Origin of the sequence: Streptomyces sp. NPDC050485, assembly GCF_044458185.1 — a bacterium.
In the GTDB taxonomy this organism is placed as follows: Bacteria; Actinomycetota; Actinomycetes; order Streptomycetales; family Streptomycetaceae; genus Streptomyces.
In genome coordinates this window covers 1-24,073 of the sequence record NZ_JBITHR010000026.1, presented here as the reverse complement: position 1 = coordinate 24,073, position 24,073 = coordinate 1, and the positions used below count along the sequence as shown (strand labels likewise).

Annotated in this window: 19 protein-coding genes; 12 read left to right on the top strand and 7 right to left on the bottom strand. The window is 71.4% G+C overall.

Going from position 1 to position 24,073, the window contains the following annotated elements; all coding sequences use genetic code 11:
• Positions 1–27 precede the first annotated feature (27 nt).
• From ACIBK6_RS34915 to ACIBK6_RS34905, 3 genes are read right to left on the bottom strand one after another with little or no spacing between them, the layout of a single operon-like run.
• Positions 28–1,320 (bottom strand): coenzyme F420-0:L-glutamate ligase, encoded by a 1,293-nt coding sequence (locus ACIBK6_RS34915; RefSeq protein WP_399056272.1) that lies wholly within the window; start codon positions 1,318–1,320, stop codon positions 28–30.
• Positions 1,317–2,273 carry a 2-phospho-L-lactate transferase gene (gene cofD / locus ACIBK6_RS34910; protein WP_399056270.1) on the bottom strand — a complete coding sequence of 319 codons (957 nt, stop codon included), beginning with the start codon at positions 2,271–2,273 and terminating at the stop codon, positions 1,317–1,319. Before cofD ends, ACIBK6_RS34915 begins: the two co-directional genes overlap by 4 nt.
• Before the next feature lie 13 nt (positions 2,274–2,286).
• Positions 2,287–2,790: a cysteine dioxygenase gene (locus tag ACIBK6_RS34905; protein WP_399056268.1), complete on the bottom strand. Its 504-nt coding sequence runs from the start codon at positions 2,788–2,790 to the stop codon at positions 2,287–2,289.
• Positions 2,791–3,506: 716 nt separating this feature from the next.
• On the opposite strand from ACIBK6_RS34905, the gene ACIBK6_RS34900 reads away from it, so the two are divergent.
• The 3 genes from ACIBK6_RS34900 (at position 3,507) to ACIBK6_RS34890 (ending at position 9,377) form a co-directional block, all read left to right on the top strand.
• Positions 3,507–3,770, top strand: coding sequence for a WhiB family transcriptional regulator (locus ACIBK6_RS34900; protein WP_053723761.1), 264 nt, complete (start codon positions 3,507–3,509; stop codon positions 3,768–3,770).
• Between the two features lie 223 nt (positions 3,771–3,993).
• On the top strand, positions 3,994–7,827 hold the full coding sequence (locus tag ACIBK6_RS34895) for a glycosyltransferase (RefSeq protein ID WP_399056266.1): 3,834 nt from the start codon (positions 3,994–3,996) through the stop codon (positions 7,825–7,827).
• Positions 7,824–9,377, top strand: a complete 1,554-nt coding sequence (locus ACIBK6_RS34890; protein WP_399056264.1) for a DUF5719 family protein — start codon at positions 7,824–7,826, stop codon at positions 9,375–9,377. The genes ACIBK6_RS34895 and ACIBK6_RS34890 overlap by 4 nt, the downstream gene beginning before the upstream one ends.
• Before the next feature lie 29 nt (positions 9,378–9,406).
• Here ACIBK6_RS34890 and ACIBK6_RS34885 read toward each other — a convergent pair whose 3' ends face one another.
• Complete coding sequence (locus tag ACIBK6_RS34885; protein WP_399056262.1) at positions 9,407–9,949, bottom strand: metallopeptidase family protein; 543 nt, start codon at positions 9,947–9,949, stop codon at positions 9,407–9,409.
• A gap of 210 nt (positions 9,950–10,159) precedes the next feature.
• Here ACIBK6_RS34885 and ACIBK6_RS34880 point away from each other — a divergent pair, with 210 nt between their 5' ends.
• From ACIBK6_RS34880 to ACIBK6_RS34855, 6 genes are all read left to right on the top strand, one after another.
• On the top strand, positions 10,160–10,579 hold the full coding sequence (locus ACIBK6_RS34880; RefSeq protein WP_399056260.1) for a DUF3499 domain-containing protein: 420 nt from the start codon (positions 10,160–10,162) through the stop codon (positions 10,577–10,579).
• A gap of 167 nt (positions 10,580–10,746) precedes the next feature.
• The gene (locus ACIBK6_RS34875) at positions 10,747–12,108 is read left to right on the top strand and encodes a phosphomannomutase/phosphoglucomutase (RefSeq protein WP_399056257.1); all 1,362 of its coding nucleotides are present in this window, start codon (positions 10,747–10,749) and stop codon (positions 12,106–12,108) included.
• A gap of 355 nt (positions 12,109–12,463) precedes the next feature.
• Positions 12,464–12,646, top strand: a complete 183-nt coding sequence (locus ACIBK6_RS34870; RefSeq protein ID WP_399056255.1) for a Trm112 family protein — start codon at positions 12,464–12,466, stop codon at positions 12,644–12,646.
• Positions 12,647–12,712: 66 nt separating this feature from the next.
• On the top strand, positions 12,713–13,840 hold the full coding sequence (locus tag ACIBK6_RS34865; protein WP_399056253.1) for an SIS domain-containing protein: 1,128 nt from the start codon (positions 12,713–12,715) through the stop codon (positions 13,838–13,840).
• Between the two features lie 97 nt (positions 13,841–13,937).
• Positions 13,938–15,104 (top strand): mannose-6-phosphate isomerase, class I, encoded by a 1,167-nt coding sequence (manA, locus tag ACIBK6_RS34860; protein ID WP_399056251.1) that lies wholly within the window; start codon positions 13,938–13,940, stop codon positions 15,102–15,104.
• 82 nt (positions 15,105–15,186) lie between these two features.
• Positions 15,187–16,149 carry a cation diffusion facilitator family transporter gene (locus ACIBK6_RS34855; RefSeq protein WP_399056249.1) on the top strand — a complete coding sequence of 321 codons (963 nt, stop codon included), beginning with the start codon at positions 15,187–15,189 and terminating at the stop codon, positions 16,147–16,149.
• Between the two features lie 212 nt (positions 16,150–16,361).
• Here ACIBK6_RS34855 and ACIBK6_RS34850 read toward each other — a convergent pair whose 3' ends face one another.
• The gene (locus tag ACIBK6_RS34850; protein ID WP_399056247.1) at positions 16,362–18,359 is read right to left on the bottom strand and encodes a fructose-specific PTS transporter subunit EIIC; all 1,998 of its coding nucleotides are present in this window, start codon (positions 18,357–18,359) and stop codon (positions 16,362–16,364) included.
• 480 nt (positions 18,360–18,839) lie between these two features.
• Here ACIBK6_RS34850 and ahcY point away from each other — a divergent pair, with 480 nt between their 5' ends.
• Both ahcY and ACIBK6_RS34840 read left to right on the top strand, forming a co-directional pair.
• A complete protein-coding gene (gene ahcY / locus ACIBK6_RS34845) occupies positions 18,840–20,303 on the top strand; it encodes an adenosylhomocysteinase (protein WP_399056245.1) in 1,464 nt (487 codons plus the stop codon).
• 451 nt (positions 20,304–20,754) lie between these two features.
• Positions 20,755–21,375: a hypothetical protein gene (locus ACIBK6_RS34840; protein WP_399056243.1), complete on the top strand. Its 621-nt coding sequence runs from the start codon at positions 20,755–20,757 to the stop codon at positions 21,373–21,375.
• A 64-nt stretch (positions 21,376–21,439) separates the two neighbouring features.
• On the opposite strand, the gene ACIBK6_RS34835 is transcribed toward ACIBK6_RS34840, so the two are convergent.
• Complete coding sequence (locus ACIBK6_RS34835; protein ID WP_399056241.1) at positions 21,440–22,513, bottom strand: RDD family protein; 1,074 nt, start codon at positions 22,511–22,513, stop codon at positions 21,440–21,442.
• 127 nt (positions 22,514–22,640) lie between these two features.
• On the opposite strand from ACIBK6_RS34835, the gene ACIBK6_RS34830 reads away from it, so the two are divergent.
• Positions 22,641–23,648 (top strand): stage II sporulation protein M, encoded by a 1,008-nt coding sequence (locus ACIBK6_RS34830; RefSeq protein WP_399056239.1) that lies wholly within the window; start codon positions 22,641–22,643, stop codon positions 23,646–23,648.
• A gap of 207 nt (positions 23,649–23,855) precedes the next feature.
• Here the strand turns inward: ACIBK6_RS34830 and ACIBK6_RS34825 are convergent.
• The coding region (locus ACIBK6_RS34825) for a hypothetical protein (RefSeq protein WP_399056237.1) at positions 23,856–24,073 on the bottom strand (218 nt) is incomplete at its 5' end.

Below are 24,073 nucleotides of genomic sequence, written 5' to 3'. Positions count from 1 at the left end.
GAGTTGAGGGCCGCCCTACTCGAACCCTCAGCGCACCTCGATGAACCCCGAAGCCTCCCGGGCCGGACGCTCCTTGGGGGGCTCCGCCGGGCGGCCCACCGCGATCGCGCCCATCGGGTCCCAACTCCCGGGCAGGTCAAGGGTGTTGCGTACGACGTCGCGGCAGAACATGGTCGAGGACACCCAGGCCGAGCCCAGGCGCTCGCCCGCCAGGGCCACCAGGAAGTTCTGGACGCCCGCGCCCGCCGCGACCACGAACATCTCGCGTTCGGCGCCGTCGCGGCGGGCGTCGCCGTAGGTATGCGAGCCGTCCATCACCAGGCAGGGGACCACCAAGTACGGTGCGGCGCGCAGGATGTCGCCGCGCTTCACGCGCCGCGCGATGGACTCCTCGGACTTGCCGTCGCGGCGCAGGTCCGCGATCCAGGCGTCCCGCATCGCGTCGAGCAGCCGGGTGCGCGACTCCGGCGATTCGAGCAGCACGAAGCGCCAGGGCGTCGTGTGGTGCGGGGCCGGTGCGGTCACCGCCGCCGCCACCGCGCGCCGCACGGCGCCCGGGTCGACGGGGTCGTCCGTGAAGGCCCGTACCGTACGCCGCTGGGTGACCGCTTCCCGTACCGCCTCCGAGGTGCCGAGGCGGAACATGTCGTCCGCCGCGGCGCGGACCAGCTCGCGGGCCGAGCCCTCGCCGGCGAGGTGCGCCAGGCCCCGGACCACGGCGACCGGGAATCCGCCGGCCTTGCCCTTCACCAGGTCGCCCGCGGCGGCCAGTTCGTCGGCGAGGGAGATCACCGTCGCGCTCAGCGGATTGCCGTGCGCGTCCGTGCCGCCGCGCAGATCGTCCAGGACCCGTACGCCACTGGCGCCGATCGCCACGTCGGTGAGGCCGCTGCGCCACGGGCGTCCGAAGGTGTCCGTGACGATCACGCCGACCTCGACACCGAGCGCGTCGCGCAGCCCCGCGCGGATCGCGGCCGCCGAGGCGTCCGGGTCCTCGGGGAGCAACAGCACGGTCCCGGCCGGGGTGTTGGAGGCGTCCACGCCCGCCGCGGCCATGACCAGACCCTGCCGGTTCTCGACGATGCGCAGGGTGCCGCGCCGGGCGACGACCCGTACCGTCTCCGCGTCTATCGCCGCCTCGCGGTCGGTGGCCTCGGTGATGCGGCCCTCCGCCTTGGAGACGATCTTCGAGGTGACGAGCAGGATGTCGCCGTCGGCGAGGTCGGGCGAGGCCGCCGCGATCAGCTTCGCCAGATCGTCACCCGCCTGCACCTCCGGCAGCCCCGGGACCGCCCACACGCGGAAGGAGGACGGGCTCACGCGCGGACCTCCTCGGCCAGCGCCAGCGCCTCGCGGGCCATCGCGGCCGTCGCGTCCAGGTCCGTCATCATCAGCGGCACGGCACGGCAGCGGATGCCCGCCTCCTCGACGCGGGCGACCGATGCGGCGTCCACCGTGTCGAGCAGCCAGCCGTCGAGCAGCCCCGAGCCGTAGTGCTCGGCGACCGCCGCCGCCGTGGACTCCACGCCGACCGCCGCGAGCACCTTGTCGGCCATGCCGCGCACCGGCGCGTCGCCGACGATGGGGGAGAGGCCGACCACCGGCACGCCCGCCTCCGCGATCGCCTCGCGGATGCCGGGCACGGCGAGGATCGTGCCGACCGAGACGACCGGGTTGGACGGCGGGAAGAGGATCACGTCGGCCGCGGCGATCGCTTCGAGGACGCCCGGCGCGGGCTTGGCCTGCTCGGCGCCGACCGGGACGACGGCCTCCGCGTCCACCGACGCGCGCAGCTTCACCCAGTACTCCTGGAAGTGGATCGCCTTGCGCTCGCCGTCCACGTCGACGGCGACATGGGTCTCCACCCGGTCGTCGGACATCGGGATCAGGCGGACGCCGGGCCGCCAGCGGGCGCACAGCGCCTCGGTGACGGCACTCAGCGGATAGCCCGCGCCGAGCATCTGCGTACGGACGATGTGGGTCGCGAAGTCGCGGTCGCCGAGCCCGAACCACTCGGGCCCCACTCCGTACGCCGCGAGCTCCTCCTTGACGGTGAAGGACTCGTCGGTACGCCCCCAGCCCTGCTCCTCGTTGATGCCACCGCCCAGGGTGTACATCACGGTGTCGAGGTCGGGGCAGACCTTCAGGCCGAACAGATGGATGTCGTCACCGGTGTTGCCGATGACGGTGATGTCCGCGTCGGGGGCGGCGGACTTCAGACCACGGAGGAAGCGGGCACCACCGATGCCGCCTGCCAGAACCACAATGCGCATGCAGAGCAGTCTGTCAGGCGGGTACGACATCCTGGGTCGCCGGGGAGCACTGGCTGCTGTGCATGGGCATGTTGGTCAGGCCCGGGTAGTAGACGTGCAGGCTGACGGCGGGTTCGAGGGAGTCGTTGACGACCTCGTGGACGTAGCCCGGCGCGAAGACCCGCTGGGATCCGGCGGCCAGGTTCCGTACGCCGCGCTCGGTGCGCTCGGTCAACTCGCCGTCCAGGACGGTCAGTACGCCCGAGGAGTGGCCGTGGTCGTGGGCGCCGCTGCCCTGGCCGGGCACCCAGGACAGCAGCCAGACCTCGTAGCCGGGCCCGGTGCGCAGCCGGTGGTACCAGCGCGAAGTGGCGTCGTACTGGACGAGGTGGGCCCACTGGGAGCGGTCGTCGGCGATGGAGCGGGCGAGTCCGGCGAACTCGGCGACCGTCACGGGGTGCGGGCGGGCGGGCTGGAGGAGGTGCTGGACCTCAAGGATGTCGCCGGCGATCTGGAGGTCGCTGTGGCTGCTGTTCATGGTGCGGGGGTTCCTCGGCATAAGTGCTGGGGTGTCGCAGATGAGGTGTCTCGTGGAGACGGCGGCCGCCCGGAGCGGACGCGTGGCGTCTCAGGGGAGGCGGAGGGAGAAGCTGGATCGCACGTGAAGCAAGAGGTGCGGGATCAACAGCTGGAACAGCAGCAGCGCGCCTGGACAGCGCTGCGGAACCCACGGAGGTGGGTCGCTCGGTGCGCTGCGGTCACTGACATGCGTTCCAGGAGACCGGGTCGCCGGGGCGTTGTCAACCCAATGCCCGATTTGGCGGCAATGTTTCACCTCATCCGGTTACTGGGCTCGGAGAAAGGTTTGTGCACTCGTGGGGCGGGAGATGTGGCGCAGCAACTGTGCAACCAAACCCCATTGCCTTCTCGTGATCTGAATGTGATCCGGGCCGCTTTCCCGGCCCCGGACGCAACAAGATCAACACTCGCCTCGTCCTCCCCTGTAGTCGCAGTCGGGCGGGGGTGAGTGGGCGGCTGCGGGGAGGCGTTGGCGTGGGCCAGTGGCGGGTGTCACCTTTTTGCCGATTTGAACACTTTCCGCATAGCCTTGGTTCCCCAGAGTGAATACGGGACCCAATAGCAGATCTCGGCTTGACTCGCCCGGATCCGCACACTTGTAATTTCACTCGTGTCGTTCAGCCGGATTCGGTAACGGCAACATCACGGGGCAGTAAAGACAGACGAGGGGCGCATATGACCGAGCTGTTTCAGGAACTGCTGGTCGACGAGGCCGAAGAGGAGCTCGGCTGGCAGGAACGGGCACTCTGCGCCCAGACCGACCCCGAATCCTTCTTCCCCGAGAAGGGCGGCTCCACCAGAGAGGCCAAGAAGGTCTGCCTCGCCTGCGAAGTGCGCTCCGAATGCCTTGAGTACGCCCTCGCCAACGACGAGCGGTTCGGTATCTGGGGCGGCCTGTCCGAGCGCGAGCGCCGCCGTCTGAAGAAGGCCGCCGTCTGACCCCCGGCGACCTCCCCCGGGCGCCCAAACCGCCCAACTCCGTACACAACCAACGGTCCGTCCCCTGCGCCCCGTCCGCAGGCGGCGGACCGTTTGTGCGGCAGCCGTTAGTGTGGGGCGCTGTCCACGGCACTCCGGTCACGTCAGAGCCCGTCTCGCACCGCCGGCCGCGCCGATCGCAGTCAGCACAGCAGCCTTCCGGGGCGGAGGGGCCCGTACCTCGATGTCCGTGCACAGCCAGTCGACGGCCCCGTACGAGGCGGCCGCGACTCCCGAATTCCCCCGGCATGTCGTCACCGCCGTGGTCGTCTCGCACGACGGCGCACGCTGGCTCCCCGACGTCCTGGCCGGACTCCTCGGCCAGGAACGCCCCGTACAGAACGCGTACGCCGCCGACACCGGCAGCGCCGACGACTCCGCCCGCCTGGTCACCGAAGCGCTCGGCGCCGAACGCGTGCTGCACCTCGCCCGCCGCACCGGCTTCGGCGCCGCCGTCGAGGAGGCCGCCCGCACCGCACCGGTGCTCGGCCCCGAGGAACTCGCCTATCTGAAGCGCCCCAGCGGCTGGGACCCGGTCTCGCGCAGCTGGCGCGACGACAGCTACGACCTGCCCGAACTCCCGCACGGCGAGCCCGTGCAGTGGCTCTGGCTGCTCCACGACGACTGCGCGCCCGCGCCCGACGCGCTCGGCGAACTCCTCCGCGTCGCCGACGCCAACCCGCACGCCGCGATCGTCGGACCCAAGCTGCGCGGCTGGTACGACCGCAAGCAGTTGCTGGAAGTCGGCGTCTCCATCGCCCACAGCGGGCGCCGCTGGACCGGACTCGACCGGCGCGAACAGGACCAGGGCCAGCACGACCAGGTCCGCCCCGTGCTGTCCGTCTCGTCCGCCGGCATGCTGATCCGCCGCGACGTGTGGGACCAACTCGGCGGCTTCGACCGCAGACTGCCCCTGATGCGCGACGACGTCGACCTGTGCTGGCGCGCCCACTGCGCCGGCCACTCCGTCCTGGTCGCGCCCGACGCCGTGGTCCGCCACGCGGAGGCGGCCGCCCGCGAACGCCGCACCGTCGACTGCGCGGGCCGCTCCGCCGTCGACCCGCACCGGGTCGACAAGGCCGGCGCCGTCTACACCATGCTCGTCAACTCGCGGCCCGCGCTGCTCCCGTACGTCCTGCTGCGCATCGTGATCGGCACGCTCGTGCGGACCGTCGCCTATCTGCTGGGCAAGGTCCCCGGCCAGGCCATGGACGAGGTCATGGGCCTCTTCGGCACCCTGCTGCGCCCCGGGCGGATCCTCGCCGGACGGCGCAGCCGCGGCAGGAGCGGCATCGAGGCGAGCGAACTGCGGCCGCTGTTCCCGCCGCCCGGCGCCACCATCCGCGCCACCGTCGAATCCGTCGCGAGCAGCCTCGGCGCCGGCAGCGAGGACTCCGGCGGCTCCCGGCACGGCGTCGTGGAGTCCGGACCCGGCGGCGACGACGCCGACTTCCTGGAGATCGAGCAGTTCGCCCGCCTCAAGAAGATCGCCCGCAAGCCGGCGCCGGTCCTGTTCGCGCTGCTCCTGGTCGTCTCCCTGGTCGCCTGCCGCAATCTGCTCGGCGGCGGCACGCTCATGGGCGGCGCCCTGCTGCCCACTCCGGGGGCCGTCGGCGACCTGTGGAGCCGGTACGCGGACGCCTGGCACCCCATCGGCACCGGCGGCACCCAGACCGCACCGCCCTACCTCGCGATCATCGCGGCGCTCGCCGCGCTCTGCTTCGGCTCGACCGGCTTGGCCCTGACCCTCCTGCTTGTCTGCTCGGTCCCGCTGGCCGGACTCACCGCCTATTTCGCCTCGCGCCCGCTCGTCCACTCCCGCCAGCTGCGGGCCTGGGCGGCCATCGCCTACGCCTTCCTGCCCGCCGCCACCGGCGCGCTCGCCGCCGGCCGGCTCGGCACCGCGGTCCTCGCCATCCTGCTGCCGCTGATCGCCCGCGCCGGAGTGTCCGCCGCCGGGTTCCGCGGCGACGGAGCCCGCGGCAGCTGGCGCGCCACCTGGACGTACGCGCTGCTCCTGACCATCGCCATGGCGTTCACGCCGGTCGTCTGGCCGATCGCGGTACTGCTCGGCGTCGGCGTACTCGCGCTGCGCCGCGGCGACATCACGGCGTACGGGACGCGCTTCCTGGCCGCCGTCGGCACCCCGCTCCTCATGCTCGCGCCCTGGTCGCTCTCCCTGCTCACCAGCCCGTCCGGCTTCCTGAAGGAGGCGGGCCTCGGCTACGGGGACGGCTCGGCCGGCGCGCTCGACCTGCTCGGCGCCAGCCCCGGCGGGCCGAAGACGGTCGGCGGGCTGCTGCTCATCGGCTTCGTAGCGGCGGCGCTCGCGGCCCTGCTCCGCACCGAGCGCGCCTTCGCGATCCGCACCGCCTGGGCGGTCGCGCTCACCGGATTCCTCTTCGCGATCCTGTCGAACCGCAGCGCCTGGGCGGGACCGGCGACCCTGGTGTACGGGCTCGCACTGCTCGCCGCCGCAGTGCTCGGCGCCGAGCACGGCCGGACCCGGGTCGCCGGGCACGGCTTCGGCTGGCGCCAGCCGGTCGCCGCGCTGATCGCGCTCGCGGCCGCCGTCGGCCCGCTGTACTCCGCCGCCCACTGGATGATCGGCGGCGCCGACGGCCCGCTGGGACGCCGCGACCCCGCGCAGGTACCGGCGTTCGTCGCCGAGGAGAGCGGCACCCGCGACCAGGCCCGCACCCTGGTCCTCGGCGGCACCTCGCCCGCCAAGGTCGCGTACACGCTGGTACGGGGCTCGGGCGGGCAGCTCGGCGATGCCGAACTCGCCGCGTCCGGCGGCGCCGACGCCGGGCTCGGCAAGGTCGTCTCGAACCTCGTCGCCGGTTCCGGCGCCGACCAGTCGAGCCAGCTCAGCGGCTTCGCCGTGCGCTATGTGCTGGTCCGCGACGGGGCGCCGCGCGAATTCGCGCGCACCCTGGACTCGACGCCCGGGCTCAGCCGGCTCAGCCAGCTCGACGGCAGCGCGCTGTGGCGGGTGGACCGCCAGGTCGCCCGCGCCGTGATCGTCCCGGCGAAGGGCGGCGAGACGCTGCCGGTCGCCGCCGACCCCGTCGACATCCACACCAAGATCCCGGCGGGCGAGGCGGGCCGCGTGCTGCGGATCGCCGACAAGGCCGCCCCCGGCTGGACCGCCACCCTCGACGGCAAGGCGCTCAAGAAGACCACCGTCGACGGCTGGGCCCAGGGCTTCGAACTGCCCGCCGACGCCGGGAAGCTCGACCTCACCTACGACACACCGTTCACCCGCACCGCGTGGATCTGGGCCCAGTCCGCCCTCGCGGTCGTCCTGCTCGTGCTCGCCCTGCCGGGCCGCCGCCGCGAATTCGACGACGATCTGCCCGAACCGGAGGAGGCGGCCCCGGCGGCCGTCCCCGCGCAGCCGGTCGCGGGCGAGGGCCGCCGGGCCCGCAGGCTGCGCGCCCAGGCGGAGGCGGAGACCCCCGCCGACGAGCAGAGCACCCGCCTCGCCGAGGTGCCGCAGCAGCCGGCGTACGAGGACTGGGGCACGCCGCAGTACGCCGACTCCCCGGCCGCCGCCGACCAACCTCAGCACGACCCGCAGCAGTACGACCCGTACCAGCAGCAGTACCCGGGCTACCAGCCCGCGCAGTACCCCGAGGACCAGTACCCCGAGGGCCAGTACGGCCAGGCCGCGTACCCCGACAACCAGTACCCCGGCGCTCAGTACCCCGAAGTGCCGCATGCCGAGGGCCAGTTCGCCCAGGAGCAGGCCGGCCGGGCCGCGTACCCCGACAACCAGTACCCGGACCCCCATTACCCCGAAGTGCCGCACCCCGACGGCCAGTTCACCGAGGGGCATGCGGGCCAGGCCGCTGAGAGCCAGTACGCGGCCGGGCACGGCCAGGGGCACTACCCCGGCGACCCCTACCAGCAGCCGGGGGCCCAACCGCTGCCGCCGGACGGCCAGTACGACCCGTACGGCTACCCGTACCCGCCCGAGCAGCAGCCGCACCGCCCCGACGGGAGCCAGCAGTGAAGCGCACCACCCTCTCCCTCGCCGCGGGGGCCGTCGCGCTCGCCGCGCTGACCGGCTTCGCCTCGCTCACCGCGCCGGGCCCCCCGGCCCGGGCCGACGCCAAGTCCCCGGCCCGGCAGCCCGTCGAACGCTCCAGCCTGCTCTGCCCGGCGCCCAGCAACTCCGACCTCGCGCAGACGACGTACACGGCGTTCACGCCGAAGGGCGACTCCGGGGGGAAGCCAGGCACGGCGACGCTGACCCCGGCGGCGGGGCCACCCGCCGACGCCGGTACGCCCAGCCCGTCCTCCTCGACCGGCAAGGGCAAGGACGGCAAGGACAAGAAGGCGGCCGACAAGCCCGCCTCCGACAAGCCGGTCATCACCCTCAAGGAGCCGGGCAAGCCGGCCGCCGCCACCGTGTCCGGCGCCGACGCACCCGCCCTCACCGGCTCCGCCGACGGCGCGCTCGCACCGGGCTGGGCCGCCCAGCAGACCACCCAGATCACCGGCGGCACCGGACGTGCCCTGCTCGGGACCAACTGCACCGCGCCGGACGCCGAGTTCTGGTTCCCCGGCGCGTCCACGGCCAAGGACCGCCAGGACTACGTCCATCTGACGAACCCGGACGACACCGCGGCCGTCGCCGACATCGAGCTCTTCGGCAAGGACGGCGCCATCAAGGCCGATATCGGTCAGGGGCTCACGGTCCCCGCGAAATCGAGCGTGCCTGTTCTCCTCTCCACTCTGACCGGCACGGTGGCCGATGATCTGACGGTGCACGTCACCACCCGGGCGGGGCGGGTCGGCGCGGTGGTCCAGGCCACCGACGCGAAGGCGGGCGCGGACTGGCTGCCCGCCTCGGCGGACGCGGCGCCCTCCCAGGTGCTTCCGGGCATCCCGGGCGACGCCACCGACGTACGGCTCGTCGTCCACGCCAAGGGCGCGGACGACGCGGACCTCAAGGTGAAGCTGGCGGGCAAGGGAGGCAGCTACACCCCGGCGGGGCTCGACACCGTCCACGTGAAGTCGGGGATGACGGCGTCGTTTGATTTGAAGAACGTCACGAGGGGTGACGCGAGTTCCCTGCTGCTCAGCCCGGTTTCGGGCGGTGGCACTCCGGTTGTCGCGGCGCTGCGCGTGGTCCGCGGCACCGGCGACAAGCAGGAGATCGGCTTCATCCCGGCGGCCGTGCCGGTCGGCACCCGCGCGACGGTCACCGACAACCGCGACAAGGCGGCCACCCTCGCGCTGACAGCGACCGGCACCAAGGACGCCACGGTGAAGGTCACCTCCTCCGCGGGCACCGAGGGCGGCGAGCCGCAGTCCAAGACGTACACCGTGAAGGCCGGTACGACCCTCGCCGTCGATCCGCCCGCCCCCACCGGCCTCAAGGGCTCGTACGCGCTGACCGTGGAGCCGGACCCCGGCGGCGGCCCGGTCTACGCGTCGCGCACGCTGGCGATCACACAGGACGGCGTCCCGATGTTCACGGTGCAGACCCTGTCCGACGACAAGGGCGCGGTTGCCGTGCCGGCGGCCGCCCAGGACCTCTCGGTCCTGGAGAAGTAGCGGCCAGGAGCTCAGGGGGTGTCCGGGCGTCAGTCCTGCCCGTACCGAGGGTCGACCGACTCCGGTGCCAGGCCGAGGAGTTCGGCGACCTGCTCGACCACGACCTCGTGGACGAGCAGGGCGCGCTCGTCCCGGTTCTTGGTGCGGATCTCGACCGGCCTGCGGTAGATGAGGATCCGGGCGGGGTGCTCCTTGCCGGCCGGGACCGCGCGGCCGAGCGGCACCGCCTCGTCGCTCCAGGCCGCGGAATCCCCGCCGTCGTCCCCCGTGCCGGGGAAGTCCTTGAACGGCACGTCGGTGACCAGGAACTCGACCTCGGCCAGCTGCGGCCAGCGCCGCTCCAGGCGCTCCACGGAGTCGAGCACGAGATCGCGGAAGGTCTCCGCCCTGCTGGCCGAGAGCGGCACCTGGGGCGGTGCCACCGGCCCGCGCATGCCGCGGCCGTGCCGGTCGCGGCGGCGGGGCCCCGAACGGGAGCCAGTACCTTCGGCTGAGCTGGAACTGTCCATCACTGACGCAGCGTAGCCCTCCGGACCCGGTGGCGATCGCGGCGACGGCCCCGGAGACCGCATGTCGCCGGATGACCATTTCGGACACGCATGAGAGCGATTACCGGCCCGCCCCGGACCGTAGATTTCGCGTCGTTTGACCGTAATCTTCCCAAGTAGCGGTCGGCAGAAGGCCGGTCACTGCCCGTGGCCCTCTGTTTCCCTGCAGGTCAGCGCAGTTGCCCAGGAGGCCGCTGTGCCCGGGCTCACACCGCGACACGGTGGAGTGACCTGGTGGAGAGTCGTCGCGGCCCGGTCAAGAGTGCGGTACCGTCCAACGTCGTGAGCCCTGTACGTCGCTGTTCGCGCACCGCGTGCGGCCGCCCTGCCGTCGCGACACTGACGTACGTCTACGCGGACTCGACCGCAGTTCTCGGTCCGCTCGCCACCTACGCCGAACCCCACTGTTACGACCTGTGCGCCGAGCACAGCGAGCGCCTGACCGCGCCCCGCGGCTGGGAGGTCGTCCGGCTGACCGACGGCTCCGCCCCGGCCCGCCCCAGCGGCGACGACCTGGAAGCGCTCGCCAACGCCGTACGGGAAGCGGCCAGGCCCCAGGAACGCGCCGCCGAGGCGGGCGGAGCGCGTGCGGCCGACCCGATGGAGGTCGCGCGCCGCGGTCATCTGCGCGTGCTGCGCTCGCCCGAATCCTGACCCCTGGCTCCGCCGCCTCTCAACCTCCAGGTGTTCCGGCCGAGTTGGCACAGTCGCCTCCGGGTCCACCGAAGCTGTGGCTGCCGCACAGGTGGCTGCGGGTAGTTTGGGACTCCGGTCGGCGTCCCGCGGAGGGCGCCGGCGACGACATCAGGGAAGGTTGGGCCGTGGCTGCTGATCTGTCGCAGATCGTGAAGGCGTACGACGTCCGCGGAGTGGTGCCGGATCAGTGGGACGAGTCCCTTGCCGAACTGTTCGGCGCCGCCTTCGTCACCGTGACGCGGGCAGACGCCATCGTCGTCGGCCACGACATGCGGCCCTCGTCGCCCGGGCTCTCGGCGGCCTTCGCGCGCGGCGCGGCCGCCCTGGGCGCGGACGTCACGCTGATCGGCCTGTGCTCCACGGACCAGCTGTACTACGCCTCCGGCGCCCTGGACCTGCCGGGCGCGATGTTCACCGCCTCGCACAACCCGGCCCAGTACAACGGCATCAAGATGTGCCGGGCGGGTGCGGCCCCGGTCGGCCAGGACACCGGCCTCGCCGAGATCCGCGAACTGGCCGAGCAGTGGTCCGAGCAGGGCGCCCCGGCCCCGGCGGCGACCGCGGGCACGATCAGCGGGCGCGAGACGTTGACCGACTACGCGGCCCATCTGAAGTCCCTCGTCGACCTCTCCGCCATCCGCCCCCTGAAGGTCGTGGTCGACGCGGGCAACGGCATGGGCGGCCACACCGTGCCCACCGTGTTCGACGGCCTGCCGCTCGACCTGGTCCCGATGTACTTCGAGCTGGACGGCACCTTCCCCAACCACGAGGCCAACCCGCTCGACCCGGCGAACATCGTGGACCTCCAGGCCCGCGTGCTCGCCGAGGGCGCCGACCTCGGGCTCGCCTTCGACGGCGACGCCGACCGCTGCTTCGTCGTGGACGAACGGGGCGAGCCGGTCTCGCCCTCCGCGATCACCGCCCTGGTCGCGGCCCGCGAGCTCGCCCGGCACCCCGGCGGCACCGTGATCCACAACCTGATCACCTCCTGGTCCGTCCCCGAGGTGGTCCGCGAGAACGGCGGCACCCCCGTCCGCACCCGGGTGGGCCACTCCTTCATCAAGCAGGAGATGGCGGCCACCGGGGCGATCTTCGGCGGCGAGCACTCCGCGCACTACTACTTCGCCGACTTCTGGAACGCGGACACCGGCATGCTGGCCGCGCTCCACGTGCTTGCCGCGCTCGGCGGGCAGCAGGGCACCCTGTCCGCCCTGGTCGCCCAGTACGACCGCTACACGGGCTCGGGCGAGATCAACTCCACGGTCGGCGACCAGGCCGCCCGCGCGGCCGCGGTCCGCGCCGCCTACGAGGGCCGCGACGGCCTCGCCCTGGACGAGCTCGACGGCCTGACCGTCACCGCCGACGACTGGTGGTTCAACCTCCGCGCCTCCAACACCGAGCCCCTGCTGCGGCTGAACGTCGAGGCGAGGGACGAACCGACGATGGCGAAGGTCCGCGACGAGGTCCTGGCGATCGTACGAGGCTGACGAGACCCCAGGGTCAGGGCCTCGGGCCGGGCTCGGGTCGGCCCCGAGCCCGGGCGGCACGGCTCCGGACCACCCCCTGCCCCCTGGCCACGCCACCCTCGGCCGCCCTGCCCGGGCGGCCCCACCCCGGGTCACGCCATCCGCGACCCGGCCGAGCGGCCACCCCCGGGCCACGCCCGCCTGCGACCCCGCCGGAGGGCTGCCATCCCCGGCGGGGTCGCCCCGCTCCCGGCGCCGTCGTGATTCCGCTCCCTTCACTAGGCACGCACCCCGCCCACCCCGGCGGTAGGCTGACCTGGCCCAACCCGTGCGCTCCCGCACGCGCACCAGAACGAAGAACGCCGAAGGGAATCCCATGCCGCTCGAAGCCGGCCTCCTCGAGATCCTCGCCTGCCCGGCCTGCCACGCCCCGCTCAGCGACGCGACCTCGGCGGACGAGCCCGAGCTGATCTGCACCGGCAAGGACTGCCGGCTGGCTTACCCCGTGCGTGACGGCATTCCGGTCCTCCTGGTGGACGAGGCCCGCCGCCCCGCGTAACAGGGCACCGGAACCCGCCGCGCGCACGCCCGGTAACCCGCCAAGTAGAGCCGGAGGCCGACCCCCATGCTCGACGAGTCGCTGCTCGACGTACCGGACGCCCTCGCCAGGGCCGACCGCCGTGGACTGCTGCGCGGCGCGGCGGAGGCGGGCGCCCGCGTCCGCACCGCGGCCCGGCACGCCGCCGAGGCCGGTATCGCGGAGCTGAAGCCGGAGGGCCGGCCCCGGTCCGTACTGATCGCGGGCCCCGGCACCGCCGCGGCCGGAGTGGCCGACCTGATCACCGCGCTCGCGGGCGCCTCGGCGCCGGTCACCCGCCTGGAATCCAGCGGGGTCGCGCCCGCCGCGGGCGCCCTGCGCTGGAGCCTGCCGGGCTGGGCGGGCTCCGTCGACCTGCTGCTCATCACCACCACCGACGGCACCGAACCCGGCCTCGCCCTGCTCGCCGAGCAGGCGTACCGCCGGGGCTGCAACGTCGTGGCGGTCGCCCCGCAGCGCTCCCCGCTCGCTGAGGCCGTGGACGGGGTGCACGGGCTTGTCGTGCCGATGGCGTCGGCCCCCTTCGAACCCGACGAGGCCGAGCCGTCGGCCGCGAGCCCCAGCGCCCTGTGGTCCCTGTTCACCCCGCTGCTCGCGCTCCTCGACCGGGTCGGCCTGCTCAGCGCGCCCCCGGAGACCATCGAGAAGGTCGCCACCCGCCTTGACCGCACCGCCGAACGCTGCGGGCCGGCCATCGCCACGTACAGCAATCCCGCGAAGACGCTGGCCGCCGAGCTGTCCGAGTCGCTGCCGCTGATCTGGACGGAGGGCGTGGGCGCGGCCCCCACCGGACGCCGGTTCGCCGCCGTGCTCGCCGAGTTGTCGGGCCACCCGGCGCTCGCCGCCGAACTCCCCGAGGCGCTGCCAGCCCACGGTGTGCTGCTCGCGGGCTCCCTCGCGGCCGGCGCCGACCCCGACGACTTCTTCCGCGACCGCGTCGAAGAGCCGGAGCGATTGCACGCCCGGGTCGTCCTGCTGCGCGACCGGCCCGCCGGAGGACTCTCCGCCGCCCCCGCCGCCCGCGAACTCGCGCTGAGCCACGACACCCCGATGAGCGAAGTCGAACCCGAGGAGGGCACCGAGCTCGAATGCCTCGCCGAGCTCCTCGCCATCACCGACTTCGCGACGGTGTACTTGACGATCGCCTCGACCTGACCTGACGTGGTCGGGCCGCGCGGCCTCGCCCCTTCTGCCTGGCACCTTCCTCACACCACTTCCTGCACTTGGGAAGCCGAAAGAGAACACAGGACTCATGGACCGTCTCACCAACACCATCCGTCCCTACGCCTGGGGCTCCACCACGCTCATCCCCGAACTCCTCGGCACCGCCCCCACCGGCGAGCCCCAGGCCGAGATGTGGATGGGCGCCCATCCGGGAGCCCCCTCCCGGCTCGACCGCGGCACAGGTCCGACATCGTTGTCAGAGCTGATCGCGGCCGACCCGGCGGGAGAGCTGGGCCGCGCCGCCGTGGCCCGGTTCGGCCCCCGTCTCCCCTTCCTTCTCAAAGTCCTCGCGGCCGGCGCCCCCCTTTCCCTCCAGGTCCACCCCGACCTCGCCCAGGCGAAGCAGGGGTACGAGGCCGAGGAGCGGGCCGGGGTCCCCGTCGACGCCCCGCACCGCAACTACAAGGACGCCAACCACAAGCCCGAACTGATCTGCGCGCTCACGCCGTTCGAGGGCCTGTGTGGCTTCCGCACCCCGGACGAGGCCTCGCGAACCCTCGCCGCGCTGGGAGTCGACTCGCTCAAGCCGTACGTCGACCTGCTGCACGCCCACCCCGTCGACGCGGCCCTGCGCGAGGTCCTCACCGCCGTACTGACCGCCGACCGCCACGAGATGGCGGCGACGGTGACCGAGACGGCCGCCGCCTGCGAACGCCTGGGGGGCGCGCAGTACGCCGCGTACGCCTCTCTCGCACACCACTATCCCGGCGACCCGGGCGTCATCGCGGCGATGCTCCTCAATCACGTCCAACTCCAGCCCGGCGAGGCCCTGTTCCTCGGCGCCGGTGTTCCGCACGCCTACGTGAGCGGCATGGGCGTGGAGATCATGGCCAATTCCGACAACGTCCTTCGCTGCGGCCTGACGCCCAAACACGTCGACGTCCCCGAACTGCTCCGGGTCGTACGCTTCGAGCCGACCGACCCCGGCGTACTGCGCCCCGAGGCGTCGGCGGCGGGGGAGGAGCTGTACGAGACCCCGATCGACGAGTTCCGCCTGTCCCGTTACGTACGGGCCGAAGGTGCGGCCCCCACCGAACTGACCGCTGCCACCCCGCAGATCGTCCTCTGCACGGCGGGCAGCCCCTCGATCGGGGGATTGACACTGGCGCCCGGCGAAGCCGTCTTCGTACCGGCCGAGGAGACGGCCGAACTGTCCGGCAGGGGAACGGTCTTCCGCGCCACGGTGGTTGCCTGATGTAACAATGTGCCGCCGCCGGGGATCCGGCGCCGGAGGGTCACCGGCCCAGGGCAACCGACGAAGGGAACACGGCAACTCCATGAGCGCGTCAGGCGGAACCAGGGCGATCGTGGCTGCGCTGAGCGCCAACCTAGCCATCGCGGTAGCGAAGTTCGTGGCGTTCCTGTTCAGCGGCTCGTCGTCGATGCTGGCGGAGAGCGTCCACTCGCTCGCCGACTCCGGCAACCAGGGCCTGCTGCTGCTCGGCGGCAAGAAGGCCCAGCGCGAGGCGACGCCCCAACACCCCTTCGGCTACGGCCGCGAGCGCTACATCTACGCGTTCCTGGTCTCCATCGTGCTGTTCTCGGTCGGCGGCATGTTCGCGGTCTACGAGGGCTACGAGAAGATCAAGCACCCGCACGCGATCGAAGCCTGGTACTGGCCGGTCGGCGTACTGGTCTTCGCGATCATCGCCGAGGGCTTCTCCTTCCGTACCGCGATCAAGGAGTCGAACGTCACCAGGGGCCAGCTCTCCTGGAAGGAGTTCATCCGCCGGGCCAAGGCCCCCGAACTCCCCGTCGTCCTCCTCGAAGACTTCGGCGCCCTGATCGGCCTGGTCCTGGCCCTCGCGGGCGTGGGCATCGCGGTGGTCACGGGCGACGGCATCTGGGACGGCATCGGCACGCTGTGCATCGGCATCCTGCTGATCCTCATCGCCCTCATCCTGGCGGCGGAGACCAAGTCGCTGCTGCTCGGGGAGTCCGCGGGCGTGGACGAGGTGGAGAAGATCAAGGCGGCGATCGTGGACGGCGACACGGTGACCTCCGTGATCCACATGCGCACGCTCCACCTGGGCCCGGAGGAGCTCCTGGTGGCCGCCAAGATCGCCGTCCAGCACGACGACACGGCAGAAGAAGTGGCCACAGCGATCGACGCCGCCGAGTCCCGCATCCGGGAGGCGGTCCCGATCGCGAGGGTGATCTACCTGGAGCCGGACATCTTCAGCGCGGCAGAGGCAGCAGCGGGCCCGGACCCGCGGGCGACGCCGGGGGGACGAGGCTAGTCCAGCGGGGCAGAATCCAGCCCTTCATGGGGGTCCCCTGGCCTATAGGCCTTGAGGGAGATTCCTTTAGGCCTTGGGGGAGATTGAGGAGCGAGGGTCCGGGGGCGGAGCCCTCAGCACACCCCCCGGCCCAAGCCCGCCGAACCCACCCCCGGAGGGTCTCGGGAAGGGGCGGGGCGGGGAGAAAAACCCACCCCACCCCCCGGCACCGGCTACTGAATCTCCCCCAGCACCTCCAGAACAGCCACCTCATCGGCCGCCGACGAGAGCCGCTCCCTGAACCCCGTATCCATCAACTTCCGCGACAGCAGCGCCAGAATCCGCAAGTGCTCATCCCCGGCCGCAGCCTCCGGCACGGAAATCATGAACACCAGCTTGGCCTTCGTCCCGTCCAGCGACCCCCACTCGATCCCCTCCGCAGACCGCGCGAAGCCCACGACCGGCGCGGACACCGCATCAGTCTTGGCATGAGGAATGGCAATCTCCTCGCCGAGCCCGGTCGTCCCCTGCGCCTCCCGCGCGAGTGCAACCCGTACGAGTTCGTCGACATCCCGTACGTTCCCGGTCGCGGCCAGCATCCCGGCCATCTCCCGGATCGCCGCTTCCTTCTCCCGCGAGGCGAGCTGAACCTTGACCGTCCGCGCGGTGAGATACCCGGAGAGCACCTCGGGCGCGGCAACCGCGGCCCCGGGACCGCTCGTCGCCTGTACGGACAGGGCAACAGCCCCACTGTCACCGACAGCCCCACCGCCACCGACAACACCACTGTCACCGGCGCCCGCGCCCCCACCCGCAGCCACACTGGCCAAAGCCGGTTCGAGAACCAGCCCAGTGGCTCCGGCAGCCTCCCGCCGCCCCTTCCGCTCCTTGATGTCGATCAGCGCGTTGGTGGTCAGCGCGGTGGCAGCGGTACCAATGGCGATGGCCAGGAAGAACATCACCGCCCCGCCGACCGCGCCGAACAGCGAGACGATCGGCCCACCGTGCGGAACCGAGTCCTCCACCCCGGCCACACCGGCAACCGCACCGGCCACCGCACCCCCGAGCATGTTCGCGGGAATGACCTGAGCGGGCCGGGCCGCGGCAAACGGAATCGCGCCTTCGGAGATTCCGAAGAAGCCCATGAACAGCGCCGCGATACCGGTCTCCCGCTCCTGGTCGCTATACAGCTTGCGGCGCAGCAGCGTGGCCAGACCCTGGCCGAGCGGCATGACCGGGATGGCCGCGGCGGCCATGCCCATGACGGTGTTGTTCGTACCGATCAGACCGACGGCGACAAGGAACGCCGTCTTGTTGACCGGACCGCCCATGTCGAACGCGATCATCAGCCCGATGAGCGCGCCCAGCACGATCGCACTGGACCCCGTCATGCCGTTCAGCCAGTTGGTCAGGTGCGTGAACACCCAGGAGATGGGCTGGCCGATCACGTAGATGTAGAACATCCCGAGCGCCAGCGTCGACACGATCGGGATCACGATGATCGGCATGATCGGCTGGACGAACTTCGGAACCCTCACCTTCCGGATCCACAGCACCAGATACCCGGCCAGGAACCCCGTGGCGATCGCCCCGAGGAAACCGGCGTTCGCGTCCGCGCCGTAGATGGTCACGCCGTCGTAGGCGAGGAATCCGCCGATCATGCCGGGTACGAGTGCGGGCCGGTCACCCAGGGCGAAGGCGATGAAGCCGGAGAAGATCGGCAACATCAGCTTGAAGCCGAGAAGGCCGAGGGCATTGACATAGAACCAGAACGTGCCCTTGTCGAACTCGATGCCCTTCGGGGTGCTGTGACCGCCCAGCGCGATCGACACGGCGAGCAGCAGACCGCCGACCACCACGAACGGGATCATGTGCGACACGCCGTTCATCAGCGCCTTGTACGCCGCGCTGCGCTCCTTGCCGCCACCACCGGCACCGCCGCCGCCCGCCGGGGCACCGCCGCCACCCTCGCCCTCGTACACGGACGCGCTCCGCACCTGCTCGATGAGCTCCTCGGGGCGGTGAATGCCGTCGGCCACCGGCACGCTCAGCACCCGCTTGCCCGCGAACCGATCGAGCGCCACGTCCTTGTCGGCCGCGATGATGATCCCGTCCGCTTCTCTGACATCGTTGTCAGTCAGTACGTTCTCGGCCCCGATGGAGCCCTGCGTCTCCACCTTCATGTCGATGCCGAGCGCCGCCGCTGCCTGAGCCAGCTTCTCGGCGGCCATATAGGTGTGGGCGATGCCGGTCGGACACGCGGTCACCGCGAGCAGCTTCGACTTCCGCTGCCCGTTGCTGGCCGGACTGGTCACGTGGGGGGCCTCCTAACGCTTCGCGCCTCATCGCGCAGATCGTCCTACGGTCCGCTCGTTTCCCGAGTCGGACCAGCCCAAGCATCCTCCATCGGTCGAGGGCCGGATCAAAAGTTCCGTTAGGCCCGGTCCGCCCGGACTGTGGTCCCTGTTTTCGGCCGGTTCCAGAGCCCCGGCGGGCTGGGGCCCGCTCGGCCGATCGGTGTAGATTCGTGACCAGAGCCAGACGTCGCTGCTGATGGCGGTCGGTCGGTAGTCCCGCGTGGGCCCGGCCGAGGGAGAGAGGGCCTCCGACGGACTGCGCTGCGAGCGCGCTCGGGCATTCCCATGCCCATCGCCGCGCCCGCAGACCAGCCGTATCCACCCTCGCCACCAATCCACGAGGAGCAGCCCGCCATGACGACTGTCGCCACCGGCGCCGGCCAGGACTTCAAGGTCGCCGACCTCTCCCTCGCCGCCTTCGGGCGCAAGGAGATCACCCTCGCCGAGCACGAGATGCCCGGCCTGATGTCGATCCGCAAGGAGTACGCCGCCACGCAGCCGCTGGCCGGCGCCCGCGTCACCGGCTCCCTGCACATGACCGTGCAGACCGCCGTGCTGATCGAGACCCTGGTCGCCCTCGGCGCCGAGGTCCGCTGGGCCTCCTGCAACATCTTCTCCACCCAGGACCACGCGGCCGCCGCCATCGCGGTCGGCCCGAACGGCACCCCGGACGCCCCCGCCGGCATCCCGGTCTTCGCCTGGAAGGGCGAGACCCTCGAGGAGTACTGGTGGTGCACGGAGCAGGCCCTGACCTGGCCGAACACCCCCACCGGCGGCCCGAACATGATCCTGGACGACGGCGGCGACGCCACCCTCCTGGTGCACAAGGGCGTCGAGTTCGAGAAGGCCGGCGCGGCCCCGGACCCCTCGACGGCGGACTCCGAGGAGTACGCCCACATCCTCACCCTCCTGAACCGCACCCTGGGCGAGAACCCCCAGAAGTGGACCCAGCTCTCCTCGGAGATCCGCGGCGTGACGGAGGAGACCACCACCGGTGTCCACCGCCTGTACGAAATGCACCGCGACGGCACCCTCCTCTTCCCGGCGATCAACGTGAACGACGCCGTGACGAAGTCGAAGTTCGACAACAAGTACGGCTGCCGCCACTCCCTGATCGACGGCATCAACCGTGCCACCGACGTCCTCATCGGCGGCAAGACCGCGGTCGTGTGCGGCTACGGCGACGTGGGCAAGGGCTGCGCGGAGTCCCTGCGCGGGCAGGGCGCCCGCGTCATCGTCACCGAGGTCGACCCGATCTGCGCGCTGCAGGCGGCGATGGACGGCTACCAGGTCACGACCCTGGACGAGGTCGTCGACAAGGCCGACATCTTCGTCACCACGACGGGCAACAAGGACATCATCATGGCCGCCGACATGGCCAAGATGAAGCACCAGGCGATCGTCGGGAACATCGGCCACTTCGACAACGAGATCGACATGGCCGGCCTGGCCAAGATCCCGGGCGTCGTCAAGGACGAGGTCAAGCCCCAGGTGCACACCTGGACCTTCCCCGACGGCAAGGTCCTGATCGTCCTCTCCGAGGGCCGCCTCCTGAACCTGGGCAACGCGACCGGCCACCCGTCGTTCGTGATGTCCAACTCGTTCGCGGACCAGACGCTGGCCCAGATCGAGCTGTTCACCAAGCCCTCCGAGTACCCGACCGACGTCTACGTGCTCCCCAAGCACCTGGACGAGAAGGTCGCCCGCCTCCACCTGGACGCGCTCGGCGTCAAGCTCACCGAGCTCCGCCCGGAGCAGGCCGCGTACATCGGCGTAGAGGTCGCGGGCCCGTACAAGCCGGACCACTACCGCTACTGAGCCCGAGGGGTACGGGTCCCGAGAGCAGCTCGGCGCCTGCCGCCCGAGGGACGCGGGCGCCAAGGAGGCACATTGCCGCCCGCGGTCCCGGGGGTGCGGGCACCTGGGTAGCTCCTGGTACCTGCACCCCGAGGACGTGCAGGCACGCTTGGGCCCTGGCGCCTGCGACCCCCAGGGAGTGCAGGCTCCAGGCCACCTGAGTACGCCTGCGCCCCGGGGAGTCCCGGCGGCCTTAGATCACCTGGGCGTCTGCACTCCGGCGCTCAGACCCACCGGCACATAGGCTCACCGGCAGCCAGCCCATCGGTGCTCAAGCCCCACCGGTGGTCAGGCCCCGTCGGTACTCAAGCCTCGTCGGTACTCAGGCAGGCCCCCGCACCCCCGTGTCGGGGGCCTGCCCCGTACCGCCTCCACCGAGTCAGCGCTCGACTCCCGAGAACCCCGAGATCCCATGCCCCGCGGCCGATATTCGCTTCACGATCCCCACGACCACACCCCTCTCGGCGAAGAACACTTCCACTGCGCCCCCGGCCCTTCCGGCTGGCGCTACGTCTCCCAGCTCACCACCCCCTCCGGAGACCACGCAGGCTCCGTAGACCTCGCACTCGACGAACTCGGCCGCCCGATCCGCCTCGAACTGCATGCCGCCGACTGGCAGGTACGGGGTGCCGCGCTCGACGGCGTCACCTGGGTCCGTACCGACCCCTCCGGAACCCACGCCACCGAAGGCAATGTCCGCGCCCATTCCTTCGCCGGCAGTTCCCCGGCATTCCTCGTCGCCACCTCCCGTCTGCTCCGCCTCACCCCGCAGTCCCCGACGACGCGCGTCCGCCTCGTCGCCTTCACGGACCCGGTCCTCGCCCCCCGAACGATCGACCAGTCCTGGGCCCTGATGAAAAGTGAAGCGCACGCCACTGACAACGGCCCTCTGACCGTGGACGAATACCAGGTCAGCGCCCTGGACACGGGCGAGCAGCACACGGTCCACATCGCCGGCGACGTGGTCCTCGCAGCCCCCGGCATCGAACTGGAAGCCCTCGAATCCCCGCCCTCGACCTTCCCCACGCCCTAGCCCCGGGCGTGTCCCCTGGAACCGAGTGCCCAACCCCTGGGCAAGCCCAAGCCCATGTCCACCGCTAACTCGGCGGCGCGAATCCCGTAGAACGCCCCGGCGGCGCCGCGCCGCCCGGCTCTTGGGCCGCCCGCTCCCCAACATCCGTCGGCGCAACGGCATCGGCGGACACCGACCGCCCTGAAGCGGAGCTCGCCCCCGCAGCCGAACCGGAAACCGCGGCAGAGCCCGAACCCGGGCCGTAAGCCGGGCCGTAACCCGGATCCGGGACCGAGCCGGAACCCCCATCCGAACCTGAGACCCCATCCGGCCCAGAAACCGTCCCTGAAACCGGCCCAGGCCCCGGCTCGGAAGCCCAGGTCGGCACCCCCGCCGGAACCCCGGCCCCCGCCCCTCCAAACGCCCGCCGCGCATCCCGGGCCTGGCGCTCGCTCACCACGCCGGCCAGATAAGCGGCCGGCGGTACGCCTTCCGGAGCCGGAGCCCCCGTACGGGCCACCAGGTCCTCGGCCAGCCGGACCGCCATCGTCCAGCTCACCTGTGGCTCGAGCTGCCCCATCCGTATCAGGTACTGGCGCACCGCCAGCCAGAGCCCGTCCGGCACCCGCGACAGATCAAGCCCCGCGAACCGTCCCACCAGCCACGGCGGTGGCGGCGGGACAGCCGCGGTCCACCCCGACGACACCCGCTCACGTACGACGAGCGTCCCCGCGAACACATCACCGATCCGCCGCCCGCGCTCCGAGACCAGCGACGCGATGCAGGCCACCACGCCCAGCGTCAGCAGAATCTCGATGACCCCCATGGCCCCGCGCACCAGCGCATGCCGGAACCGGATCGGGCCGCCGTCATCCCGCACCACCCGCAGCCCGCACGCCAGCTTCCCGAGCGACCGGCCGTGCGTCAGCGTCTCGACCGCAATGGGTGCCCCCACCAGCACGAGCACGAACAGGGCCACGGCTATCGCAGCTTGGGCCGCAGGGTCCAACGAGGCGGTGGCGAACAACATCGCCAGCGAGACCAATATGTACGCCGCCCACGCAACGGCCAGATCGATCACCAGCGCCAGCGCCCGACTCGGCAACCGCGCAGTCCGCAGCCCCAGTACGACTGCATCCCCCGTGACCAGCGCGCTCACCGACACCCCACCCTTCGAAGACGACAGCCTTCCAAACCCCTCAGACCCTTCAGTCTGCCAAGCTGGCCCGCAGCGCGCCGCAGTAGTACGGACCGTACGCACCCAGTGCCTGGAGCAGCAGCAGAACATGGACCTCGACGTCTTCGTGACCGCCCACCACGCGGAGTGGGACCGCCTCGAACACCTCCTGCACCGTGGCCGCCGCCTCACAGGCGCCGAAGCCGATGAGTTGGTTACGCTCTACCAGCGCACGTCCACGCACCTCTCGCAGATACAGTCCACGGCCCCGGACCCTCTCCTCACGGCCCGGCTGACGCAACTGGTGGCCCGCGCACGCGCCACCGTTACGGGCACCCGCCGCGCGAGCTGGCGCGACGCCGCCCGCTTCCTGATGGCGGGCTTTCCCGCAGCCGTCTACCTCTCCCGCCGCTGGTGGATCCCGGCGGCCCTGATCTCCATAGCCGTCGCCGCGGTCATCGGCTGGTGGATCGGCACCCACCCCGAAGTGCAGTCCGCGATCGCCGCCCCCGACGACCTGCGCCAGATGACGCGGCCGGGCGGCGAATACGAGACGTATTACTCCAGCCATCCGGCCGCGTCCTTCGCGGCCCAGGTCTGGACGAACAATGCCCAGGCGACCGCCATGTGCCTGGTCCTGGGGGCATTCCTCGGCATCCCGGTCCTGTGGATCCTCTTTCTCAACATGCTGAATCTGGGCGTCGGCATCGGCCTCATGTCCTCCGCCGGCCGCCTCGACACCTTCCTCGGTCTGGTCCTCCCGCACGGTCTCCTGGAACTGACCGCGGTCTTCGTAGCGGCCGGTACGGGTATGCGACTCGGCTGGACCGTCATCGACCCCGGCCCGCGGACCCGCCGGTCAGCCCTCGCAGAGCGGGGCCGCGCCGCCGTGGGCATGGCCATCGGCCTGGCCCTGGTCCTGTTCGTGTCCGGCGTGCTCGAAGGCTTCGTCACCCCCTCAAGCCTCCCCACCTGGGCCCGAATCGTCATCGGCGTCACCGCCGAGCTGGCCTTTCTCGTGTACGTGTACGTCCTGGGCGGCCGAGCCGCGCGCGCCGGCGAGGCAGGCGACGTGGCGGCGGCCGACCGCAGCGCCGAGCTGCCAACGGCCGCGTGATGTGCGTACGCCCCCTCTGACCTGCTACTGTCCTCTTCGCCCACAAAAACCGTTGACACGGCTGGCGTGGGGAGGTAGATTCAAACGGTTGCCTCGGACTGGACAAGTTCGTGAGCACTGGCTAGCATCTCTCTCGCTCTCATCGGAAAATTGAATTTCCGATCGATGAGCCATTCTGATTCAGACCTCCGAAGTCAAGGAAGCCGATTAGATCGGCTGAAATGCTTCTGATAGAGTCGGAATCGCCGAAAAGGGAAACGCGAAAGCGGATAGCGAACCGGCAAGCCCGCTCCAGCGGGTGACAGAAACGGAAATCGGATCTGCTAAGCTGGAAACACGAAATACCGAAGGGAAGCGCCCGGAGGAAAGCCCGAGAGGGTGAGTACGAAGGAAGCGTCCGTTCCTTGAGAACTCAACAGCGTGCC

What these genes read in the sequence shown, in the direction of transcription:
- cofD (WP_399056270.1), bottom strand. Translation starts at nt 2,273, where the DNA reads ATGCGCATTGTGGTTCTGGCAGGCGGCATCGGTGGTGCCCGCTTCCTC.
- ACIBK6_RS34905 (WP_399056268.1), bottom strand. Translation starts at nt 2,790, where the DNA reads ATGAACAGCAGCCACAGCGACCTCCAGATCGCCGGCGACATCCTTGAG.
- ACIBK6_RS34900 (WP_053723761.1), top strand. Translation starts at nt 3,507, where the DNA reads ATGACCGAGCTGTTTCAGGAACTGCTGGTCGACGAGGCCGAAGAGGAG.
- ACIBK6_RS34895 (WP_399056266.1), top strand. Translation starts at nt 3,994, where the DNA reads ATGTCCGTGCACAGCCAGTCGACGGCCCCGTACGAGGCGGCCGCGACT.
- ACIBK6_RS34885 (WP_399056262.1), bottom strand. Translation starts at nt 9,949, where the DNA reads ATGCGGTCTCCGGGGCCGTCGCCGCGATCGCCACCGGGTCCGGAGGGC.
- ACIBK6_RS34870 (WP_399056255.1), top strand. Translation starts at nt 12,464, where the DNA reads ATGCCGCTCGAAGCCGGCCTCCTCGAGATCCTCGCCTGCCCGGCCTGC.
- ACIBK6_RS34865 (WP_399056253.1), top strand. Translation starts at nt 12,713, where the DNA reads ATGCTCGACGAGTCGCTGCTCGACGTACCGGACGCCCTCGCCAGGGCC.
- manA (WP_399056251.1), top strand. Translation starts at nt 13,938, where the DNA reads ATGGACCGTCTCACCAACACCATCCGTCCCTACGCCTGGGGCTCCACC.
- ACIBK6_RS34855 (WP_399056249.1), top strand. Translation starts at nt 15,187, where the DNA reads ATGAGCGCGTCAGGCGGAACCAGGGCGATCGTGGCTGCGCTGAGCGCC.
- ACIBK6_RS34850 (WP_399056247.1), bottom strand. Translation starts at nt 18,359, where the DNA reads ATGGCCGCCGAGAAGCTGGCTCAGGCAGCGGCGGCGCTCGGCATCGAC.
- ahcY (WP_399056245.1), top strand. Translation starts at nt 18,840, where the DNA reads ATGACGACTGTCGCCACCGGCGCCGGCCAGGACTTCAAGGTCGCCGAC.
- ACIBK6_RS34840 (WP_399056243.1), top strand. Translation starts at nt 20,755, where the DNA reads ATGCCCCGCGGCCGATATTCGCTTCACGATCCCCACGACCACACCCCT.
- ACIBK6_RS34830 (WP_399056239.1), top strand. Translation starts at nt 22,641, where the DNA reads ATGGACCTCGACGTCTTCGTGACCGCCCACCACGCGGAGTGGGACCGC.